General features: G+C 61.1%; 18 protein-coding genes. 10 read left to right on the forward strand and 8 right to left on the reverse strand.

Annotated elements, in window-relative coordinates:
• Window positions 1-32: 32 nt before the first annotated feature.
• Window positions 33-626 (reverse strand): nitroreductase family protein, encoded by a 594-nt coding sequence (locus KJF94_RS03910; protein ID WP_214381310.1) that lies wholly within the window; start codon window positions 624-626, stop codon window positions 33-35.
• 281 nt (window positions 627-907) lie between these two features.
• On the opposite strand from KJF94_RS03910, the gene KJF94_RS03915 reads away from it, so the two are divergent.
• On the forward strand, window positions 908-1,357 hold the full coding sequence (locus KJF94_RS03915) for a YcgN family cysteine cluster protein (protein WP_145315065.1): 450 nt from the start codon (window positions 908-910) through the stop codon (window positions 1,355-1,357).
• A gap of 18 nt (window positions 1,358-1,375) precedes the next feature.
• The gene (locus tag KJF94_RS03920; RefSeq protein ID WP_214381311.1) at window positions 1,376-2,605 is read left to right on the forward strand and encodes a hypothetical protein; all 1,230 of its coding nucleotides are present in this window, start codon (window positions 1,376-1,378) and stop codon (window positions 2,603-2,605) included.
• Window positions 2,606-2,717: 112 nt separating this feature from the next.
• On the opposite strand, the gene KJF94_RS03925 is transcribed toward KJF94_RS03920, so the two are convergent.
• The 4 genes from KJF94_RS03925 to KJF94_RS03940 all read right to left on the reverse strand — a co-directional run bounded on the left by KJF94_RS03925 (window position 2,718) and on the right by KJF94_RS03940 (window position 4,975).
• The gene (locus KJF94_RS03925; RefSeq protein WP_214381313.1) at window positions 2,718-3,095 is read right to left on the reverse strand and encodes a YgaP family membrane protein; all 378 of its coding nucleotides are present in this window, start codon (window positions 3,093-3,095) and stop codon (window positions 2,718-2,720) included.
• A 92-nt stretch (window positions 3,096-3,187) separates the two neighbouring features.
• The gene (locus KJF94_RS03930) at window positions 3,188-3,658 is read right to left on the reverse strand and encodes an RNA methyltransferase (RefSeq protein ID WP_214381315.1); all 471 of its coding nucleotides are present in this window, start codon (window positions 3,656-3,658) and stop codon (window positions 3,188-3,190) included.
• 207 nt (window positions 3,659-3,865) lie between these two features.
• Complete coding sequence (locus KJF94_RS03935; protein WP_214381317.1) at window positions 3,866-4,240, reverse strand: YajD family HNH nuclease; 375 nt, start codon at window positions 4,238-4,240, stop codon at window positions 3,866-3,868.
• Between the two features lie 48 nt (window positions 4,241-4,288).
• Window positions 4,289-4,975 (reverse strand): spermidine synthase, encoded by a 687-nt coding sequence (locus KJF94_RS03940; protein ID WP_214381319.1) that lies wholly within the window; start codon window positions 4,973-4,975, stop codon window positions 4,289-4,291.
• Between the two features lie 92 nt (window positions 4,976-5,067).
• Here KJF94_RS03940 and KJF94_RS03945 point away from each other — a divergent pair, with 92 nt between their 5' ends.
• Window positions 5,068-5,358 (forward strand): hypothetical protein, encoded by a 291-nt coding sequence (locus KJF94_RS03945; protein ID WP_214381321.1) that lies wholly within the window; start codon window positions 5,068-5,070, stop codon window positions 5,356-5,358.
• On the opposite strand, the gene KJF94_RS03950 is transcribed toward KJF94_RS03945, so the two are convergent.
• Together KJF94_RS03950 and KJF94_RS03955 are read right to left on the reverse strand one after the other, a co-directional pair.
• A complete protein-coding gene (locus tag KJF94_RS03950) occupies window positions 5,355-5,828 on the reverse strand; it encodes a cyclic nucleotide-binding domain-containing protein (protein WP_017337000.1) in 474 nt (157 codons plus the stop codon). The genes KJF94_RS03945 and KJF94_RS03950 overlap by 4 nt on opposite strands.
• A 215-nt stretch (window positions 5,829-6,043) precedes the next feature.
• Window positions 6,044-8,098, reverse strand: coding sequence for a S9 family peptidase (locus tag KJF94_RS03955; RefSeq protein WP_214381323.1), 2,055 nt, complete (start codon window positions 8,096-8,098; stop codon window positions 6,044-6,046).
• Window positions 8,099-8,349: 251 nt separating this feature from the next.
• Between KJF94_RS03955 and KJF94_RS03960 the strand changes: the two genes are divergently transcribed.
• The 3 genes from KJF94_RS03960 to KJF94_RS03970 are packed head-to-tail and all read left to right on the forward strand — an operon-like array spanning window position 8,350 to window position 10,208.
• The gene (locus tag KJF94_RS03960) at window positions 8,350-8,847 is read left to right on the forward strand and encodes an MFS transporter (RefSeq protein WP_214381325.1); all 498 of its coding nucleotides are present in this window, start codon (window positions 8,350-8,352) and stop codon (window positions 8,845-8,847) included.
• Window positions 8,848-8,877: 30 nt separating this feature from the next.
• Window positions 8,878-9,654: a class II glutamine amidotransferase gene (locus KJF94_RS03965; protein WP_214381327.1), complete on the forward strand. Its 777-nt coding sequence runs from the start codon at window positions 8,878-8,880 to the stop codon at window positions 9,652-9,654.
• 11 nt (window positions 9,655-9,665) lie between these two features.
• Complete coding sequence (locus tag KJF94_RS03970) at window positions 9,666-10,208, forward strand: DUF2937 family protein (RefSeq protein WP_214381329.1); 543 nt, start codon at window positions 9,666-9,668, stop codon at window positions 10,206-10,208.
• 157 nt (window positions 10,209-10,365) lie between these two features.
• Here KJF94_RS03970 and KJF94_RS03975 read toward each other — a convergent pair whose 3' ends face one another.
• Complete coding sequence (locus KJF94_RS03975; RefSeq protein WP_214381331.1) at window positions 10,366-11,280, reverse strand: LysR family transcriptional regulator; 915 nt, start codon at window positions 11,278-11,280, stop codon at window positions 10,366-10,368.
• A 147-nt stretch (window positions 11,281-11,427) separates the two neighbouring features.
• On the opposite strand from KJF94_RS03975, the gene KJF94_RS03980 reads away from it, so the two are divergent.
• The 4 genes from KJF94_RS03980 (at window position 11,428) to KJF94_RS03995 (ending at window position 15,145) form a co-directional block, all read left to right on the forward strand.
• Window positions 11,428-12,714: an MFS transporter gene (locus KJF94_RS03980; RefSeq protein ID WP_214381334.1), complete on the forward strand. Its 1,287-nt coding sequence runs from the start codon at window positions 11,428-11,430 to the stop codon at window positions 12,712-12,714.
• A gap of 63 nt (window positions 12,715-12,777) precedes the next feature.
• Window positions 12,778-13,530 (forward strand): 5-oxoprolinase subunit PxpA, encoded by a 753-nt coding sequence (locus KJF94_RS03985; protein WP_214381336.1) that lies wholly within the window; start codon window positions 12,778-12,780, stop codon window positions 13,528-13,530.
• Complete coding sequence (pxpB, locus tag KJF94_RS03990) at window positions 13,527-14,231, forward strand: 5-oxoprolinase subunit PxpB (protein ID WP_214381338.1); 705 nt, start codon at window positions 13,527-13,529, stop codon at window positions 14,229-14,231. Before KJF94_RS03985 ends, pxpB begins: the two co-directional genes overlap by 4 nt.
• Complete coding sequence (locus KJF94_RS03995; protein WP_214381340.1) at window positions 14,228-15,145, forward strand: 5-oxoprolinase subunit C family protein; 918 nt, start codon at window positions 14,228-14,230, stop codon at window positions 15,143-15,145. The genes pxpB and KJF94_RS03995 overlap by 4 nt, the downstream gene beginning before the upstream one ends.
• Window positions 15,146-15,178 lie beyond the last annotated feature (33 nt).

Genomic DNA, 15,178 nt, shown 5'->3' on the forward strand with positions numbered 1-15,178 from the left:
GCTCGGCTCCTACAGTAGATCTTCGGCGGGGCTTAGAGGGTGAAGTCGCCTTCAGCCGCCAACTCGCTCAACGGACGACGCGGGCTCGGTTCTTCACGTGCTTGCAGGTAATCCGCCAGCGTCGCCTTATCCCCCAGTTTGCCCACTGCCACCGCCGCGTGCAGGGCGTAACCTTCAGGAATGTTCAGCTCCTTGCGGGTCAGATCCTGATCGAAACCGGCCATGCCGTGGGTGTGCCAGCCGCTGAGGCTCGCTTGCAACGCCAGATGGCCCCAGGCCGAACCGGTGTCGAAGGTGTGCCACAGGGCCGGGGTTTCTTCGGTGGCGCCAGGCACCGCGAAGGTGGTTTTCGAGATCACGATCACCAGCGCCGAGGCGTGTTGCGCCCAGCTGCGGTTGAATTCGTTCAGCAAGCCCAGGTAACGCTCCCAGTTTGGCGTATCGCGGCGCGCGTAGAGAAACCGCCAAGGCTGCGAGTTGTAGGCCGATGGCGCCCAGCGTGCGGCTTCGAAAAAGCTCAGCAAGGTTTCTTCGGGAATGGCTTCGCCCGTGAAGGCGCGGGGTGACCAGCGATCGGTGAATTGCGGGTGAATGGCGTAATCGGCAACGCGTGGATTGGCACTCATGCAGAGATTCCTTGCGACATGTGAGTCAGAGAGTCGAGTAAAAAACCGGCGGGCGCAGTTGGGCTGGGCGATGAGGTTTTTCGTGAGCCTGGCACTTCATCTGAATGCAACGCCGTTGGGCGTTAATGGCACGCAGGCCTGGCTCCTTGCGACTGGCAAAGCTACTTGGCGGCGCGAAAACTGACAAGTCCCGTTCTACCGGCAGTCGCCAATGCTTGGCCCGCGGGCCTCTGCGCACTAGACTGGCGGCCTTTTCACCACCTGATGTTGATGCTTGAGCCATGGCCGCCAAAGTCGAACCGTTCTGGATACGCAAAACCCTCGATCAACTCGATCAGGAGGAATGGGAATCGCTGTGCGACGGTTGTGGTCTGTGCTGCCTGCAAAAGCTTGAGGATGAAGAGGACAACAGCGTTTACTACACACGCATCGCGTGCAAGTTGCTGGACCTGAAAACCTGCCAGTGCAGCGATTACCCCAACCGTCGCGAATTCGTGCCGGACTGCATCCAGCTCACGCCGGGCAAGGCCGATGAGTTCAAATGGCTGCCGCCGACCTGCGGTTATCGCCTGGTCAGCGAGGGCAAGGACCTGCCACTTTGGCACCACCTGGTGTGCGGCGATCGCGACGCCGTGCATCACGAACGCATTTCCCAGTCGGGGCGCATGCTCGCCGAAGGCAGCGTGGCCGAAGAGGATTGGGAAGACCATCTGATTTTTCGGGCAGGTTAGTTTTACAAAGGAGTGTGTATGGCTGTGGGATTACGGCTGGCGCTGGCCGTCGGGCTGTTGGCCCTGAGTTCGCCCGTGTGGGCGGCGAAGAAGGTCGATCTGGATTACCACGTACGCCTGTTGCCGCAAAGCGATCAGGCTGAAGTGCGCCTGACCCTGGCCCAGGGATCGGCGGTGCGCAGCCTGGATTTCGACCTCGGCGACGGCAGCCACTACAGCGACTTCAAGGCCGACGGCCAATGGCAGCTCACGCCGGGCAAACCGGCCCGTGGTGTCTGGCGCCCGGCCACCGACAAGGCCAGCCTGACTTACCGTGTGCGCATCAGCCATGGCCGCAAGAGCGGCAGCTTCGACACGCGCATGACGCCGGGTTGGGCATTGATGCGCGGTGACGATCTGGTGCCTGCCGCGAAACTCGATCAGCAGGACGGCATCGAGCTGGTTTCACGCCTGGAATTCGAATTGCCCGCCGGCTGGAAAAGCGTCGAAACCGCCTGGCCGCGGATCGGCAAGAACAAGTTCCGCATCGATAACGTCTCTCGCCTGTTCGACCGGCCTACCGGCTGGATGCTTGCTGGCCACCTCGGCACACGTCGCACCCGATTGGGGGAAACCGAAGTCACCGTCGCCTCGCCCCAAGGCCAGGGCATGCGCCGCATGGACGTGCTGACGCTGCTGACGTTTGTCTGGCCGCAAGTGCAGGACGTGTTCCCGCGTCATCCTGCCAAGTTGCTGATTGTCGGCGCCAACGACCCGATGTGGCGGGGTAGCCTGGCGGCGCGCGAGTCGATCTATCTGAATACGCGTCTGCCACTGGTCAGCGAAAGCGGCACCAGTGCGCTGGTGCGTGAACTGGCCCAGGTGTTCGGGCGGGTCAATGACAAGCAGCGCAGTGACTGGATCAGCGAAGGGCTCGCCGAGTATTACGCGATCGAACTGGTGCGTCGCGCCGGCGGGATGAGTGATGAGCGGTATGAAAGTCTGCATGGCAAGTTGGTCAAGGACAGCCAGAAGGTCACCACGCTGCGTGATGAGCAGGCCAGCCCGGCGCAGGTGGCCAAAGCGGTGTTGTTGCTACAGGAACTGGATCGCGAGATTCGCCTGAAAACGCGCAACAAGCGTTCGCTGGATGATGTGATGCGCGGGGCGATGCATCTGGAAAGTGTCGATACCAAGGAATTTGTTCAACTGGCCGAGAGTGTTATTGGCGAGTCCTCGAAAGTCCTCGATACCGATTTGATTCAGTGACACCGCTATCGCTAGCAGGCTAGCTCCCACACTGGAGCTTCGTCGTACACGGGACCAATGTGGGAGCTAGCCTGCTAGCGAAGAGGCCATAAGCCTCAACGAGTATTCCTGATCAAACCCCGGCTTTTGGCGACTTCAACGAGTCATTCCCGGTGACAGTCGCGGTTTTGGTCGCCGCCTCGGCATTCGCCTTCAGCCGACCCAGCTCTTCCCCGGCACGCTCGATCTTCGCCCGCACGTTGTTCATGTCCTGACGGCTTTTCTCCAGCAGGCTCTTGGCCGAACTGTGGCCGGTAATGCCACGGGCCAGCGCCACGCCGCCGATGGCCACCTGGATCAAACCGAATATCCCGCCGCGACGCAGGCCTTTGCTGACCATCACTACGCCACCGGCCAGGGAGCCGATGCGCTCCCAACCCTGAACGTTCTGATCGGAATGGGTCTGGAACGGGGTGGATTCGATGCGTTCTACGCGTTTGAGTTCGCTCATGATCTGTCTCCTGGCGGGAAGGACTGCTTCAAGAATAGATAATTAAGCTGACTGCCGAGGCGGGCGGCTTGTTCCATCGGATGTGCGTCGATTCAGCGGAATTTCGGACCGGAGCGGGTGTTGAGGCCCTTGGCCATGCGGTCGTACAGCACGACGTTGACCGTGGCGGCGAGGTTCATGCAACCAGTGGTCGGGATGTAGACCACGTCTTCGCACCAGTCGCGAATCTCTTTATCCAGCGAGCCGTCTTCCGGGCCGAAAATGTACAGCGCGCGATCCGGGTGGGTGTATTCCGGCAGCGAATGGGCACCCTCGACCAGCTCCACAGCAACCGGTACGCAGCCCAGGGGCAGGATCTTTTTCAGGTCGTCGATGCCGATCAGCGGGATGTCGTAGTGGACGCGTTTGGTGTCGGTGACGAAGTCGGCGGCGCGGTCATAACGCTTACCGGTGTAGAACACGGACGCCACGTTGTAGCAGCCGGCGGCGCGCATGACCGAGCCGACGTTTTCCGGTGATTTGGGGTTGAACAAACCAATGCAGCTGTACCGTTTGTCTGCCACGAGCGGGGTGCCTTCGGGGAAAAAACGGCGATTATACGGGGATTGGAGGAGGGTAGTCAGATTGTAGATTGGTGGTGTCCGGGCAATTGCTATCGCGGGCAAGCCCACTCCCACAGTGTTGGCGGTGATCACAAATGTTGTGTACGCCGCAGAACCCTGTGGGAGCGGGCTTGCCCGCGATGGGGCCGGGTCAGGCAATGAAGATATTTAGTCGTCTTTCTTCATCAACCCCGCCAACGCCGCAAACGGGTTATGCGTCGCCTTGGCAATCTTCGGCGTGCTCAACGAGCCCTCGTCGAAATACTGCTGATCGGTGTACCGCGAGTGTTCATTGTCATGGCAATACAGGCACAACAGTTCCCAGTTCGAACCATCCTGCGGATTGTTGTCGTGGTTGTGGTCGCGGTGGTGCACGGTCAGTTCGCTCAGGCGCTTGCCGGAAAACTCCCGGGCGCAGCGGCCGCACACGTGCGGGTACATCTTCAGGGCCTTGTCGCGGTAACCCATTTCCTTGTCGCGCTGGTTGTCGGCGAGGATGCGGTCCAGTTTCGACGTGTTGGTCGGAGGCGTTGACGAACTCATGGGTTCACCTTTGTAAAAGACTAATGACGGTTATGAACGAAGTTTAGCTCAGCCCTTGAGCTTCTCGGCAATCCAGATGGTGTGGCGGGTGCCCTTGTTGCCGTGGGCGAAGACCTGGACTTCCTCGGCCTTGAAGCCGGCTTTTTTCAGTTTGTCGGAAAACTGCTTGTCGGCGCTGGCCGACCAGACGGCCAACACGCCTTTGGGGCGCAGGGCTTTGGCGCAGGCGCTCAGGCCGCCGGCGGAGTAGAGCCAGCTGTTGGCTCGCTGCGTCAGGCCTTCGGGGCCGTTGTCGACGTCGAGCATGATCGCGTCGAAACCTTGCGGCTCTGCCTGCAGCACTTTGGCCACGTCTTCCATGCGGATCACCGTGCGCTTATCGAGCAACGGGTTGCCGGCTTTCTCGCCCAATGGCCCGCGATTCCACTCGACCACGCCGGGCACCAGTTCAGCGACCACGACTTCTGCGGTCTTGCCTAAATGCTTAAGGGCCGAGGCGAGGGTGAAACCCATGCCCAGGCCACCGATCAGCACCCGCGAATTCGGCCGTCCAGCGACTTTGCGGCACGGAATTTCTGCCAACGCATCTTCGGAACCATGCATGCGGGTGTTCATCAGCTGTCCGCCGTCGCCGCCCTGGATCTTGATGACGAAATCCTCACCGTATTCGAACAGGCACAGGGCGCCGCCGTTTTCAGGAATGGGGGCGGTGTCGAGCAGAACGAAACGTTTCATGGGGCTCTCTTGAGAAGGATGGGCAGGGGGGAGGCAAACGAACGCAGTTGGGAGTAGCCTGCAACCAGACAACAAGGCCAACGGAGCCATTGATGAAGCGCACCATTCTAACGGTCATTGCCTTGGCCGCGCTCTCGATAACTGCAGTGGAGGCCCAACAGCTGCAAACGATTCCGACCAGCCCGGCGCCGCTGCCCGGTTCACCCGGCACCGCAACGCCGACGCCGTACCCGCAGATCACCCCCAACAGCGTGCCCAAGGCCGGCCCCGGCAGTGGCGGGCCGCCGCTGTTGCCACCGATCGAAGTGCCCAGCCCGCCCAAGGACCAGCCGTTGCCGGGGCTTGAGCAGAACCGCACGAAGATCAAGTCTCCCGGCGGTTAAACCTGCTGCGAGAGCAGCTGACCGTCGGCCATGCGCAGGCGTTTGGACAGGGAGACGGCGAGGGCGCGGATGATCTTGGCGGCGATTTTCGGCGCGTCGTTGAGCATTTTTTCCAGCGAATCCTTGCCCAGGTTCAGCAGCTGGCAATTGCTCGCCGCCACGCAACTGGCGGAACGTCGCTCGCCATCGAGCACGGCCATTTCGCCGAACGCCCGACCGCTGCGCAAGGTGGCCATGGTCACCAATTGTCCGTCGCTGCCGGATTTCTGCACCGCCACCTGGCCGGTGTGGATGATGCACATGAAGCTGCCGGCATCGCCTTCGTGGAAAATCTCTTCGCCTTCGGCCACGGTGCTGATGCTGAAGTAGCCCGAAGCGGCAGCGAAGTCTGCTGGAAGCAGTTGATCGAACAGGCCGCAGTCCATCAGCCAGTCACGGATTTCGTTGTTCAACAGGGTCGGTTCTGACATGTCGTTACGGTCTTTTTTTGTGTCTGTTGCGAGGTTCGGGTCTTCAGTCACCCATCATCCCCTGTGGGAGCGGGCTTGCCCGCGATGACGATGTCACAGTCAATATCAATGTTGAAAGTGATGGCCTCATCGCGGGCAAGCCCGCTCCCACAGGGGATGTAGGTGATCTCGAGTCCGGCGTCTGGTGTTAAGACCTGTACGCCAAGCCAAGTTCCTCAGGCAATCCCCAAAACCTTGAAAACAAATGCGTATTCGAGCGCTACGTCACGTAATCCCTGATAACGACCGCTCATCCCGCCATGCCCGGCGCCCAGTTCGGTCTTGAGCAGCAGTGGGTTGTCGTCAGTTTTGGTCGCGCGCAATTTCGCTACCCACTTCGCCGCTTCCCAATACTGCACGCGACTGTCGTTGTAGCCGGCGATCACCAGCGTTGCCGGATACGCTTGCGCGGTGACGTTTTCGTACGGGGCGTAGGCCTTGATCCGATCATAAACGTCCGGCTCTTCAGGATTGCCCCACTCGTCGTATTCGGTAACGGTCAACGGCAGGTCCGGGTCGAGCATGGTGTTCAGCACGTCGACGAACGGCACTTCGGCAATCGCCGCGCCGAACAGCTCCGGACGCATGTTGAGCACCGCGCCAATCAGCAAGCCGCCAGCACTGCCACCGCTGATCGCCAGTTGCTTTGATGTGGTGAAGCCGTTGGCGATCAGGTGCTCGGCGCAGGCAATGAAGTCGCTGAAGGTATTGTGCTTGTGTTCCTGTTTGCCGGCGCGATACCAGGCTTCACCCAGTTCGCCGCCGCCCCGCACGTGGGCAATCGCAAACGCCACGCCGCGATCCAGCAGGCTCAGGCGCGCATGGGAGAACCACGGGTCGAGGCTTTCGCCGTAGGCGCCGTAGCCGTACAGATAAAGTGGCGTTGGCTTACCAAGGGCTTCGCGTTTGACGACCAGGCTGATCGGAACTTGCGTACCGTCCGGCGCTGTCGCCCAAAGGCGCTGGCTGACGTAGGCGTCGGCGTCGAACGGGCCGAGCACCGGGGTTTCCTTCAACACTTTCTGTTCGCCGCTGACCAGTTCCAGTTGGCGGATCTGCGCCGGACGGTTCAGCGCTTCGTAACGCAAACGGATGCGGTCGCTGACGAACTCCAGGCTGTTTTGCACGTGCAGGCTGTAAGCCGCATCCGGCAATTGCACGCGGTAGCTCGGCAGGTCTTGCGGGTGGACTTCGATGATCGGCAAGCCACCCTCACGCAGGCTGAGGCTCATGGCCCCGGCGTTGAGGCTCATGCCGTCGATCATCGTTGTGTCGCTGTGGGGAATCAGGTTCTGCCAGTCGGCTTCGGTCGGCGCAATGCCGGTATCGACAGCCGTGTACAAGGCAAAGTTGATACCGTCGCGGTTGGTGCGAATGAACCAGGTCCATTGGCCATCGAGTGCGCCGTGATCGACATCATATTCATGATCTTCGAGCCTCGGCGCGATGCAGGTAAACGCCTGCTGCGGCTGGAACGCGTCGAGCACCCAGACTTCGCTGGTGGTCTTGCTGCCCAGCGCCAGCAGCAATTGCTGCTCCGAACTCGAGCGATAGCAATGCATGAAGAAGCGGCCGTCCGGCTCATGGAACACTTCTTCGGCTGCCGTGCCGTCCAGTCGATAGCGGAACAGTTTGTGCGGACGGTGGGTGTCGTCCAGTTCGCCGAAGAACAGCGTCAGGCTGTCGTTGGCCCAGGTCATGCTGCCGTCGCAGTCCGTGAATTCCAGTTCGCTGACGCGGCCGCTGGATAATTCCTTCACGAACAGGGTGTAAATCTCATCGCCGGTGGAGTCGATGCTGTAGGCCAGGCGCTGGTGGTCCGGGCTGATGCTGAACGCACCGAGGGAAAAGAAGCCGCCGTTGGCCAGTTCGTTCGGGTCCAGCAGCAGTTGTTCCCGGGCTTCATCGAGCTGCAGGCTGTCGTCGGCCGGGCGGGGGCAGCGGTAATGACGGGCGTATTCGTCACCGGCCGTGGTGCGCGTGTAATACAGATACGGGCCCCACGGGGAGGGCAGCGACAGGTCGGTTTCGAGAATCCGGCCCTTGATCTCTTCGAACAGGGTTTCGCGCAGCCCGGCCTGATCGGCGGTTTGCGCCTCTTGATAGCGGTTTTCAGCCTTGAGGTAATCGAGCACCGCGTCGGTGTCGCGTTCCTGCAGCCAGGCATACGGGTCAGAACCTTCAGCCTTGTGGGCAATCGGGGCGCTGGTGATGTTGGCGGATACGGGCATGAAGGACTCTCGGGCGATGTACGGAATAGAGGCTTCGCAGGGTGCAGGAAAAATCCTGATGCCTTACACAGATCCCTGTGGGAGCGAGCCTGCTCGCGATGGCGGACTGCCAGACAACATTGATGTTGAATGTACTGACCTCATCGCGAGCAGGCTCGCTCCCACAGGTTCAGTGTCTTGACCGACTGGCATTGGGGCAAGCCTGACGTGCGAAAAGTCGTTACTATAAGCGCCTCTTTGCCTGCCTTGCCATGGACACCATGACCGAGAACGACTATCTGATCGCCTGGGGCCTCTACGCCTTCGCCGCTTTAGGCTGCCTGTTGGTGTGGATGCGCTTGACCCGCTGGATGTGGCGCTGGCTGCGCGAGCCCCTGCGGCTGCTGGTCGCCGTGTTGCTGTTCAGTCCGACGATCATCGATCCGGTGAAGGAAAAGGTTGCCCCGGCCATCGCCATTACCGCCCTTGACCTCGCGTTCAAGGTTGGCAACAACGCCTGGCGGGCCATCTCCGACCTGTTCATGTACGGCATGATCGCCTTCGGCATTTATCTGGTGTTCGTCGCGATCCGTTTCCCGATCGAACGCGCCGCCAATGCGCGCAAGGAACGCACAGCGGCTGCCAAGGCGGCGGCCCGTGCCGACGATCCTGAAGAGGATCATCCCTTCGGCGGTGCCGGTGATGACCGTTATGGTCGCCCGCCGGTCCCGAGCAACCCTCAGCGTATGCGCGTAGAACCGCGTTTGTAACCTTGCCCCTGCCTTACAGAGAGTCCGAGCATGTGTGAGTTATTGGGCATGAGCGCCAATGTGCCGACCGATATCGTGTTCAGCTTCACCGGGCTGATGCAGCGCGGCGGCCGTACCGGTCCGCACCGTGACGGTTGGGGCATCGCGTTCTATGAAGGCCGTGGCCTGCGGTTGTTCCAGGATCCGGCGGCCAGCAGTGAGTCGGAAGTCGCGAATCTGGTGCAGCGCTATCCGATCAAGAGTGAAGTGGTGATCGGGCACATCCGCCAGGCCAACGTAGGCAAGGTCTGCCTGTCCAACACCCATCCGTTCGTGCGCGAGCTGTGGGGCCGCAACTGGTGTTTCGCCCACAATGGCCAGCTTGCGGATTTTCAACCGATCACAAGCTTTTACCGCCCGGTCGGCGATACCGACAGTGAAGCGGCCTTTTGCGATTTGCTCAATCGTGTGCGCGCAGCCTTTCCTGAACCGGTAGAGATCGAAGCACTTTTGCCCGATCTGGTGGCCGCCTGCGCGGAATACCGCAGCAAAGGCGTGTTCAATTGCCTGCTCAGCGATGGCGATTGGCTGTTCTGCTACTGCTCGACCAAACTGGCGCAGATCACCCGCCGTGCACCGTTCGGCCCGGCGCGGTTGAAAGATGTCGATGTGATCGTCGACTTTCAGGCCGAAACCACGCCCAACGATGTGGTCACGGTGATCGCCACCGAACCCCTGACCGAAAACGAAACCTGGACCCGCTACGAACCGGGCCAATGGAGCCTGTGGCGACGCGGTGAATGCGTCAGCCAGGGCAAGACCGAATAAAGGACGCTCCCATGTTGCTCAGTTATCTACGGCTGGTGTTGTTCGCGGCGGGCCTGTTGATCGGTGTCCAGGTGCCGGGGTTCATCAACGACTACGCCAAGCGGGTCGAAGCCCACCTGATCGAGGCGCAGACCGGCCTGAGCGGTTTTCAGGGCACCGCCAATCAATTCTTCAAGGGCGACATGCAGGCACTGGTCGCCCATTACCGCGCCAGTGAAGACCCGATCTTTCGCAGCGATGCCGACAGCCTGAGCAACCTGCTCACCCGCCAGCTGGCCCTCGATAAACAATTCCAGGCCATGCAAGGCCCGTGGTACATCCGTTTCCTGCAGGTTGTACTGGCCGCCGACCCGGATATCCGCAAGGAAACCTGGAACGGCTACAGCTACCAGATCCTGCTGACGCCGGAAGCGATGATCTGGGGCATGAGTGGCGCGTTGCTGTTGTCGTTCGGGATTGAATGCCTGTTCCGGCTGATCGACTGGGTGGTGCTGGGCGGCAAGCGCCTGCGCCAGAGCCGGCCGATCGTTGATCGGGATGTGCGCGGGCTCTAACTGTGGCGATGAGCCTTTGTGGCGAGGGAGCTTGCTCCCGCTCGGCTGCGCAGCAGTCGTAAATGCGGTAACCGCGGTTTACCTGACGCACTGAGAGTTCCGTTTTGGGGCTGCTTCGCAGTCCAGCGGGAGCAAGCTCCCTCGCCACAGAGTCTGGTCAATCAGCCAGAACGATGTAGCGCTCACCCACCTTGCGCGCATACCCCGCCAGCACCTGCTGACACAACGCCACAATCTCCTCGACCCACTCCGCCCCGGTCCGCCACGACACCACCACCTGCAAATCAGGCGGACGCTGATCGATGTCCAGCAAGGTCAGTTCCCCTCGCGCCAGTTCCTCGGCGACCAGCACCGGTGGCAACGCGCCAATGCCGAAACCGTCCCGCAGCAACCGGGTAATCGCCGACACCGAGTTCACGCAGTTCAGCCGCGGCGTCATGACGCCATTGGCCTGCATCAGCGCGAGCACTTCCTGGTGTGGGTGTGAGTTCTTCGAGTAGGTAATGATCCGCTCCCGCGCCAGATCGGCCACGCCGGAATACTCGCGGTTGTAGATCGAGTTACTGGCCGCGATCCAGCCCATCGGGTGACTGGCCAGTTCCAGGCTGCGCACGCTTTCCTGGCGTAGCAGATCGGTTTGCAGGATCAGGTCGAGGAAGCCTTTTTGCAGCTGATCGCAGAGGTTGAGCGAGGTATCGGCCACCAGCTCGATTTCCACCAGCGGATAGTGATCCGTCATCTGCGCCACCAACGGGCTCAGCCAGGTATGAATCACCGTGTCCATCACGCCGATCCGCACCCGTCCCACCTTGCTTGAACGGGTCTCGATCGACTGTTTGAGTGCCTGCATGGTGTCCATCATTTGCTCGGCGTATTCGAGCACTTTCAAGCCTTCGGGCGTCAGGCTCACGCCGCGCGAATCACGCAGGAACAGCTTCACCCCGAGTTCGCCTTCGAGCACGGCGATGCGGCTGGAAATCGACGCCTGGGTGGTGAACAGCTTGTCCGCGGTCAGGCGAAAACTTTTGAGTCGGGCGACCCAGACGAAGGTCTCGAGAAACTTCAGGTTCATGGCGTTAAGTTTTTCTTATGCCTAAGGCGGGTTTTTATTAGTTGGACGCAACAGGGCCGGGCGCCCAAAAATCAGGCCATCCGGTTCCCACGATAGGCGTCGTCGGGGCTCAGAACAATACCAATAAAATTTGCACGGAGATTTGCCATGAGTGCGCCCGACACCACCGCCATCCCGAAGCCAACGGCTCGTCCGGGACCTTTCGACTGGTACCGCAACATCAATCAGCAGGAACGCCGCACGTTCTGGAGCTGCAAGATCGGCTACGGCCTGGACGGCATGGACACCCAGATGCTCAGCTTCGTGGTGCCGACCCTGATTGCGATGTGGGGCATCACCACCGGTGAAGCCGGGCTGATTCACACCAGTACCCTGATCGCCTCGGCCATCGGCGGTTGGGTGGCGGGGATTCTGTCCGACCGTATCGGTCGCGTGCGCACCCTGCAACTGACGGTGCTGTGGTTCGCCTTCTTCACCTTCCTCTGCGGCTTCGCGCAGAACTACGAGCAATTGCTGATTAGCCGCACCTTGATGGGTTTCGGTTTCGGCGGTGAGTGGACCGCCGGTGCGGTGCTGATGGGCGAAGTGATTCGCGCCAAGGACCGCGGCAAAGCGGTGGGCATGGTGCAATCGGGCTGGGCGCTGGGTTGGGGGCTGACGGCGATTCTGTATGCGCTGCTGTTCTCGGTGTTGCCGCCGGAAGACGCGTGGCGGGCACTGTTCATCCTGGGCATTGTGCCGGCGATTTTCGTGATCTTTGTCCGCCGCCTGGTCAAGGACCCGGAAATCTACCGCGAAGCCAAAGCCAGACAGGAGCCAAGCAACCCGGCGAAGTTCTACGAGATTTTCGCGCCTGGCATCCTCTTCACCACGCTTCGCGCTTCGGTGCTGACCACCGGCGCACTGGGTGGTTACTACGCAATCACGTCCTGGCTCCCGACTTTTCTGAAGAACGAGCGCGGTTTGAGCGTACTCGGCACGGGCGGTTATCTGGCGATGGTGATCGTCGGTTCCTACGTCGGTTATGTCATCAGCGCGTATTTGACTGACATCCTCGGGCGTAAGAAGAACTTCATCCTGTTCGCGGTCGGCTCGTTCACCATTGTGCTGCTCTATACCCAACTACCGGTGAGTAATGGCGTGATGTTGTGGCTGGGCTTTCCTTTGGGTTTCTTCGCCTCCGGGATCTTCAGCGGCATGGGTGCATTTTTGACCGAGCTGTTTCCCACGCGGATTCGTGGCTCGGGCCAGGGCTTTTGCTACAACATCGGCCGGGCGCTGGCGGCGTTGTTCCCGCTGTTGATCGGTTTGCTCAGCCAGAAGGTGCCCTTGAGTGTAGGCATCGGGGCGTTTGCGGCGGTGTCCTACGGGGTGGTAATCCTTGCAGCATTGAGCCTGCCGGAAACCCGTGGCAAGCAACTCGAAGCCGAGTAACTGATAATCTGCGGGCAAATGCCTTACAGATAGAAAAGAATAAAACCTACAGGAGTGTTCACCGTGAGCCGCCTGCTATTGAACTGCGACATCGGCGAGAGTTTTGGCAACTGGACCATGGGTCTGGATGCCGAGGTCATGCCCTTCATCGACTGCGCCAACATCGCCTGCGGCTTTCACGCCGGCGACCCGAGCATCATGCGCAAGACCGTCAGCCTGGCCCTGAGCAATGGCGTGCAGATCGGTGCGCATCCTGCGTATCAGGATCTGGTGGGGTTCGGCCGTCGTTCCATGGCGTATGCCGCTCAGGAACTTCAGGACATTCTGCATTACCAGATCGGCGCTCTTGACGGTCTTTGCCGGGCGCAAGGCGGGCGTGTCAGCTACGTCAAACCCCACGGCGCGATGTACAACGACATGATGGCCAACCCGGCGCAATTGCGCGCCGTCCTGCAAGCCGTGGCGTCTTATGACAAGACCTTGCCGCTGATGCTGATGGCGACCCGCGACAACAGCGCCGCGCAGCGATTGGGCGATGAGTACGGCGTAACGCTGTGGTTCGAAGCCTTCGCCGATCGCGCCTACGACAGCGCCGGCATGCTGGTCTCGCGACAACTGGCGGGCGCAGTGCATCACGACCCGGAAAAGATCATCGAACAGGCGCTGACCATCGCCCGTGGCGACAACCTCACCGCCAGCGACGGCAGCGCCTTGCACTTGCAGGCCAACACCCTGTGCGTACACGGCGACAACGCCAGTTCGGTGGCCGCGGTACGGCGGATTCGCGAAGCCCTCGATCAGCAGAGCGCACCATGAAACCGCGGGTGGAAGTGGTGGCGCTGGATTGCCTGATGGTGCGGCTGTTCGATGAGATCGCCGAAGCCAACATGCCGTGGATGCTCGCTGCCAGCGAAAATCTGCGTGCTGCGTTTGGGGTGCATTTGATCGATCTGGTGCCGTCGTATACGACGTTGATGGTGCATTACGATCTGAGTGCGTTGAGTCCGGTTCAGGCTCGGGAATTGATCGCCGAAGCACTGGTCGATCTGTCGCCCAACACCCGCACTGGCGGCAAATGTCACGTGCTGCCGGTCTGGTATGACGTGAGCGTCGGTCCGGAGTTGAGCCTGTTGTCTCAGCGCAGCGGGCTGGCGGTGGAAGAGGTGATCCGCCGCCACAGTGAGCGTGAGTATCAGGTGTTCGCCTTGGGCTTCGCGCCGGGTTTTGCCTTTATGGGGTTGGTCGAAGAAGTCCTCGCCGCGCCGCGCCTGAATACGCCGCGCAAAAAAGTCGCGGCCGGCAGTGTGGGGATCGCCGAACGGCAAACCGCTGCTTATCCGGTGGTGTCCCCCGGCGGCTGGAACCTGATTGGCCGCACCCCGGCCAAACTGTTCGACCGCGAGCGCGACGGCTACAGCCTCATGCAACCGGGCGACACCGTGCGTTTTGAAGCGGTCAGCCATGCCGAGTTCATCAACCTGGGCGGCGACGACACGCCATTGGAGGCGCAGGCATGAGCTGTCTATTGATTGAAGCGAGTACACCGCTGTGCCTGTTGCAGGACGCTGGCCGGTTTGGCGTTCGGCATCTGGGCGTGACCCAGGGCGGCGCACTGGATTGGCGCTCGATGTCATGGGCCAACTGGCTGCTGGGTAATGCGCTGGACGCAACGGTGATTGAAATCACCCTTGGCGGGTTCAGCGTTGTCGCCGAAGACGATTGCTTGCTGGCGCTGGCAGGGGCGGACCTTGGCGCGCAACTGGACGGTCAGGCACTGGCGCCATGGCGCAGTTTCAAGCTGCGCAAAGGTCAGCGTTTGCAGTTCACTCAGCCGCTGCTGGGGGCGCGGGCTTATCTCGCGGCGCCGGGCGGGTTCGATGCACCAAAGGTGCTGGGCAGCAGCGCGACGGTGGTGCGCGAGGAACTGGGTGGGCTGGACGGCATGGGGCGAGCGCTGGCCAAAGGTGCATCGTTGAGTTACTCCGCTGATGCGCCGCTGCTGGTGCGCGAGTTGCCGTTTGAGCAGGTGCCGGATTTCAAGCTCGATTCACCACTGGACCTGGTGATCGGCGCGCAGATCGGTGAGTTCAGCGGCCAGAGTCTGTTCGACGCGTTCAATAGCACCTGGACCCTCGACAGCCGCGCCGACCGGATGGGTATTCGCTTGCTGGGGACTGCCTTGGCGTATCAGGGCAAGCCGATGATTTCCGAAGGCATACCGCTCGGCGCGGTTCAGGTGCCACCGGACGGGCAGCCGATTGTATTGCTCAATGATCGGCAGACCATTGGCGGGTATCCGCGATTGGGGGCGTTGACGCCGTTGGCATTGGCGCGGCTGGCGCAGTGTCTGCCGGGGGCGACGGTGCGGTTGCGGCCGGTGGTGCAGGAGGTGGCGCATCGGGAGCAGATTGCGTACTTGCAGCGCTTTTAATTGTGGCGAGGGAGCTTGCTCCCGCTGGGTCGC

This window comes from Pseudomonas hormoni, from assembly GCF_018502625.1.
In the GTDB taxonomy this organism is placed as follows: domain Bacteria; phylum Pseudomonadota; class Gammaproteobacteria; order Pseudomonadales; family Pseudomonadaceae; genus Aquipseudomonas; species Aquipseudomonas hormoni.

Coding starts and splice junctions, on each gene's coding strand:
- KJF94_RS03910 (WP_214381310.1), bottom strand. CDS start 626: ATGAGTGCCAATCCACGCGTTGCCGATTACGCCATTCACCCGCAATTC.
- KJF94_RS03915 (WP_145315065.1), top strand. CDS start 908: ATGGCCGCCAAAGTCGAACCGTTCTGGATACGCAAAACCCTCGATCAA.
- KJF94_RS03920 (WP_214381311.1), top strand. CDS start 1,376: ATGGCTGTGGGATTACGGCTGGCGCTGGCCGTCGGGCTGTTGGCCCTG.
- KJF94_RS03925 (WP_214381313.1), bottom strand. CDS start 3,095: ATGAGCGAACTCAAACGCGTAGAACGCATCGAATCCACCCCGTTCCAG.
- KJF94_RS03935 (WP_214381317.1), bottom strand. CDS start 4,240: ATGAGTTCGTCAACGCCTCCGACCAACACGTCGAAACTGGACCGCATC.
- KJF94_RS03940 (WP_214381319.1), bottom strand. CDS start 4,975: ATGAAACGTTTCGTTCTGCTCGACACCGCCCCCATTCCTGAAAACGGC.
- KJF94_RS03945 (WP_214381321.1), top strand. CDS start 5,068: ATGAAGCGCACCATTCTAACGGTCATTGCCTTGGCCGCGCTCTCGATA.
- KJF94_RS03950 (WP_017337000.1), bottom strand. CDS start 5,828: ATGTCAGAACCGACCCTGTTGAACAACGAAATCCGTGACTGGCTGATG.
- KJF94_RS03955 (WP_214381323.1), bottom strand. CDS start 8,098: ATGCCCGTATCCGCCAACATCACCAGCGCCCCGATTGCCCACAAGGCT.
- KJF94_RS03960 (WP_214381325.1), top strand. CDS start 8,350: ATGGACACCATGACCGAGAACGACTATCTGATCGCCTGGGGCCTCTAC.
- KJF94_RS03965 (WP_214381327.1), top strand. CDS start 8,878: ATGTGTGAGTTATTGGGCATGAGCGCCAATGTGCCGACCGATATCGTG.
- KJF94_RS03970 (WP_214381329.1), top strand. CDS start 9,666: ATGTTGCTCAGTTATCTACGGCTGGTGTTGTTCGCGGCGGGCCTGTTG.
- KJF94_RS03975 (WP_214381331.1), bottom strand. CDS start 11,280: ATGAACCTGAAGTTTCTCGAGACCTTCGTCTGGGTCGCCCGACTCAAA.
- KJF94_RS03980 (WP_214381334.1), top strand. CDS start 11,428: ATGAGTGCGCCCGACACCACCGCCATCCCGAAGCCAACGGCTCGTCCG.
- pxpB (WP_214381338.1), top strand. CDS start 13,527: ATGAAACCGCGGGTGGAAGTGGTGGCGCTGGATTGCCTGATGGTGCGG.
- KJF94_RS03995 (WP_214381340.1), top strand. CDS start 14,228: ATGAGCTGTCTATTGATTGAAGCGAGTACACCGCTGTGCCTGTTGCAG.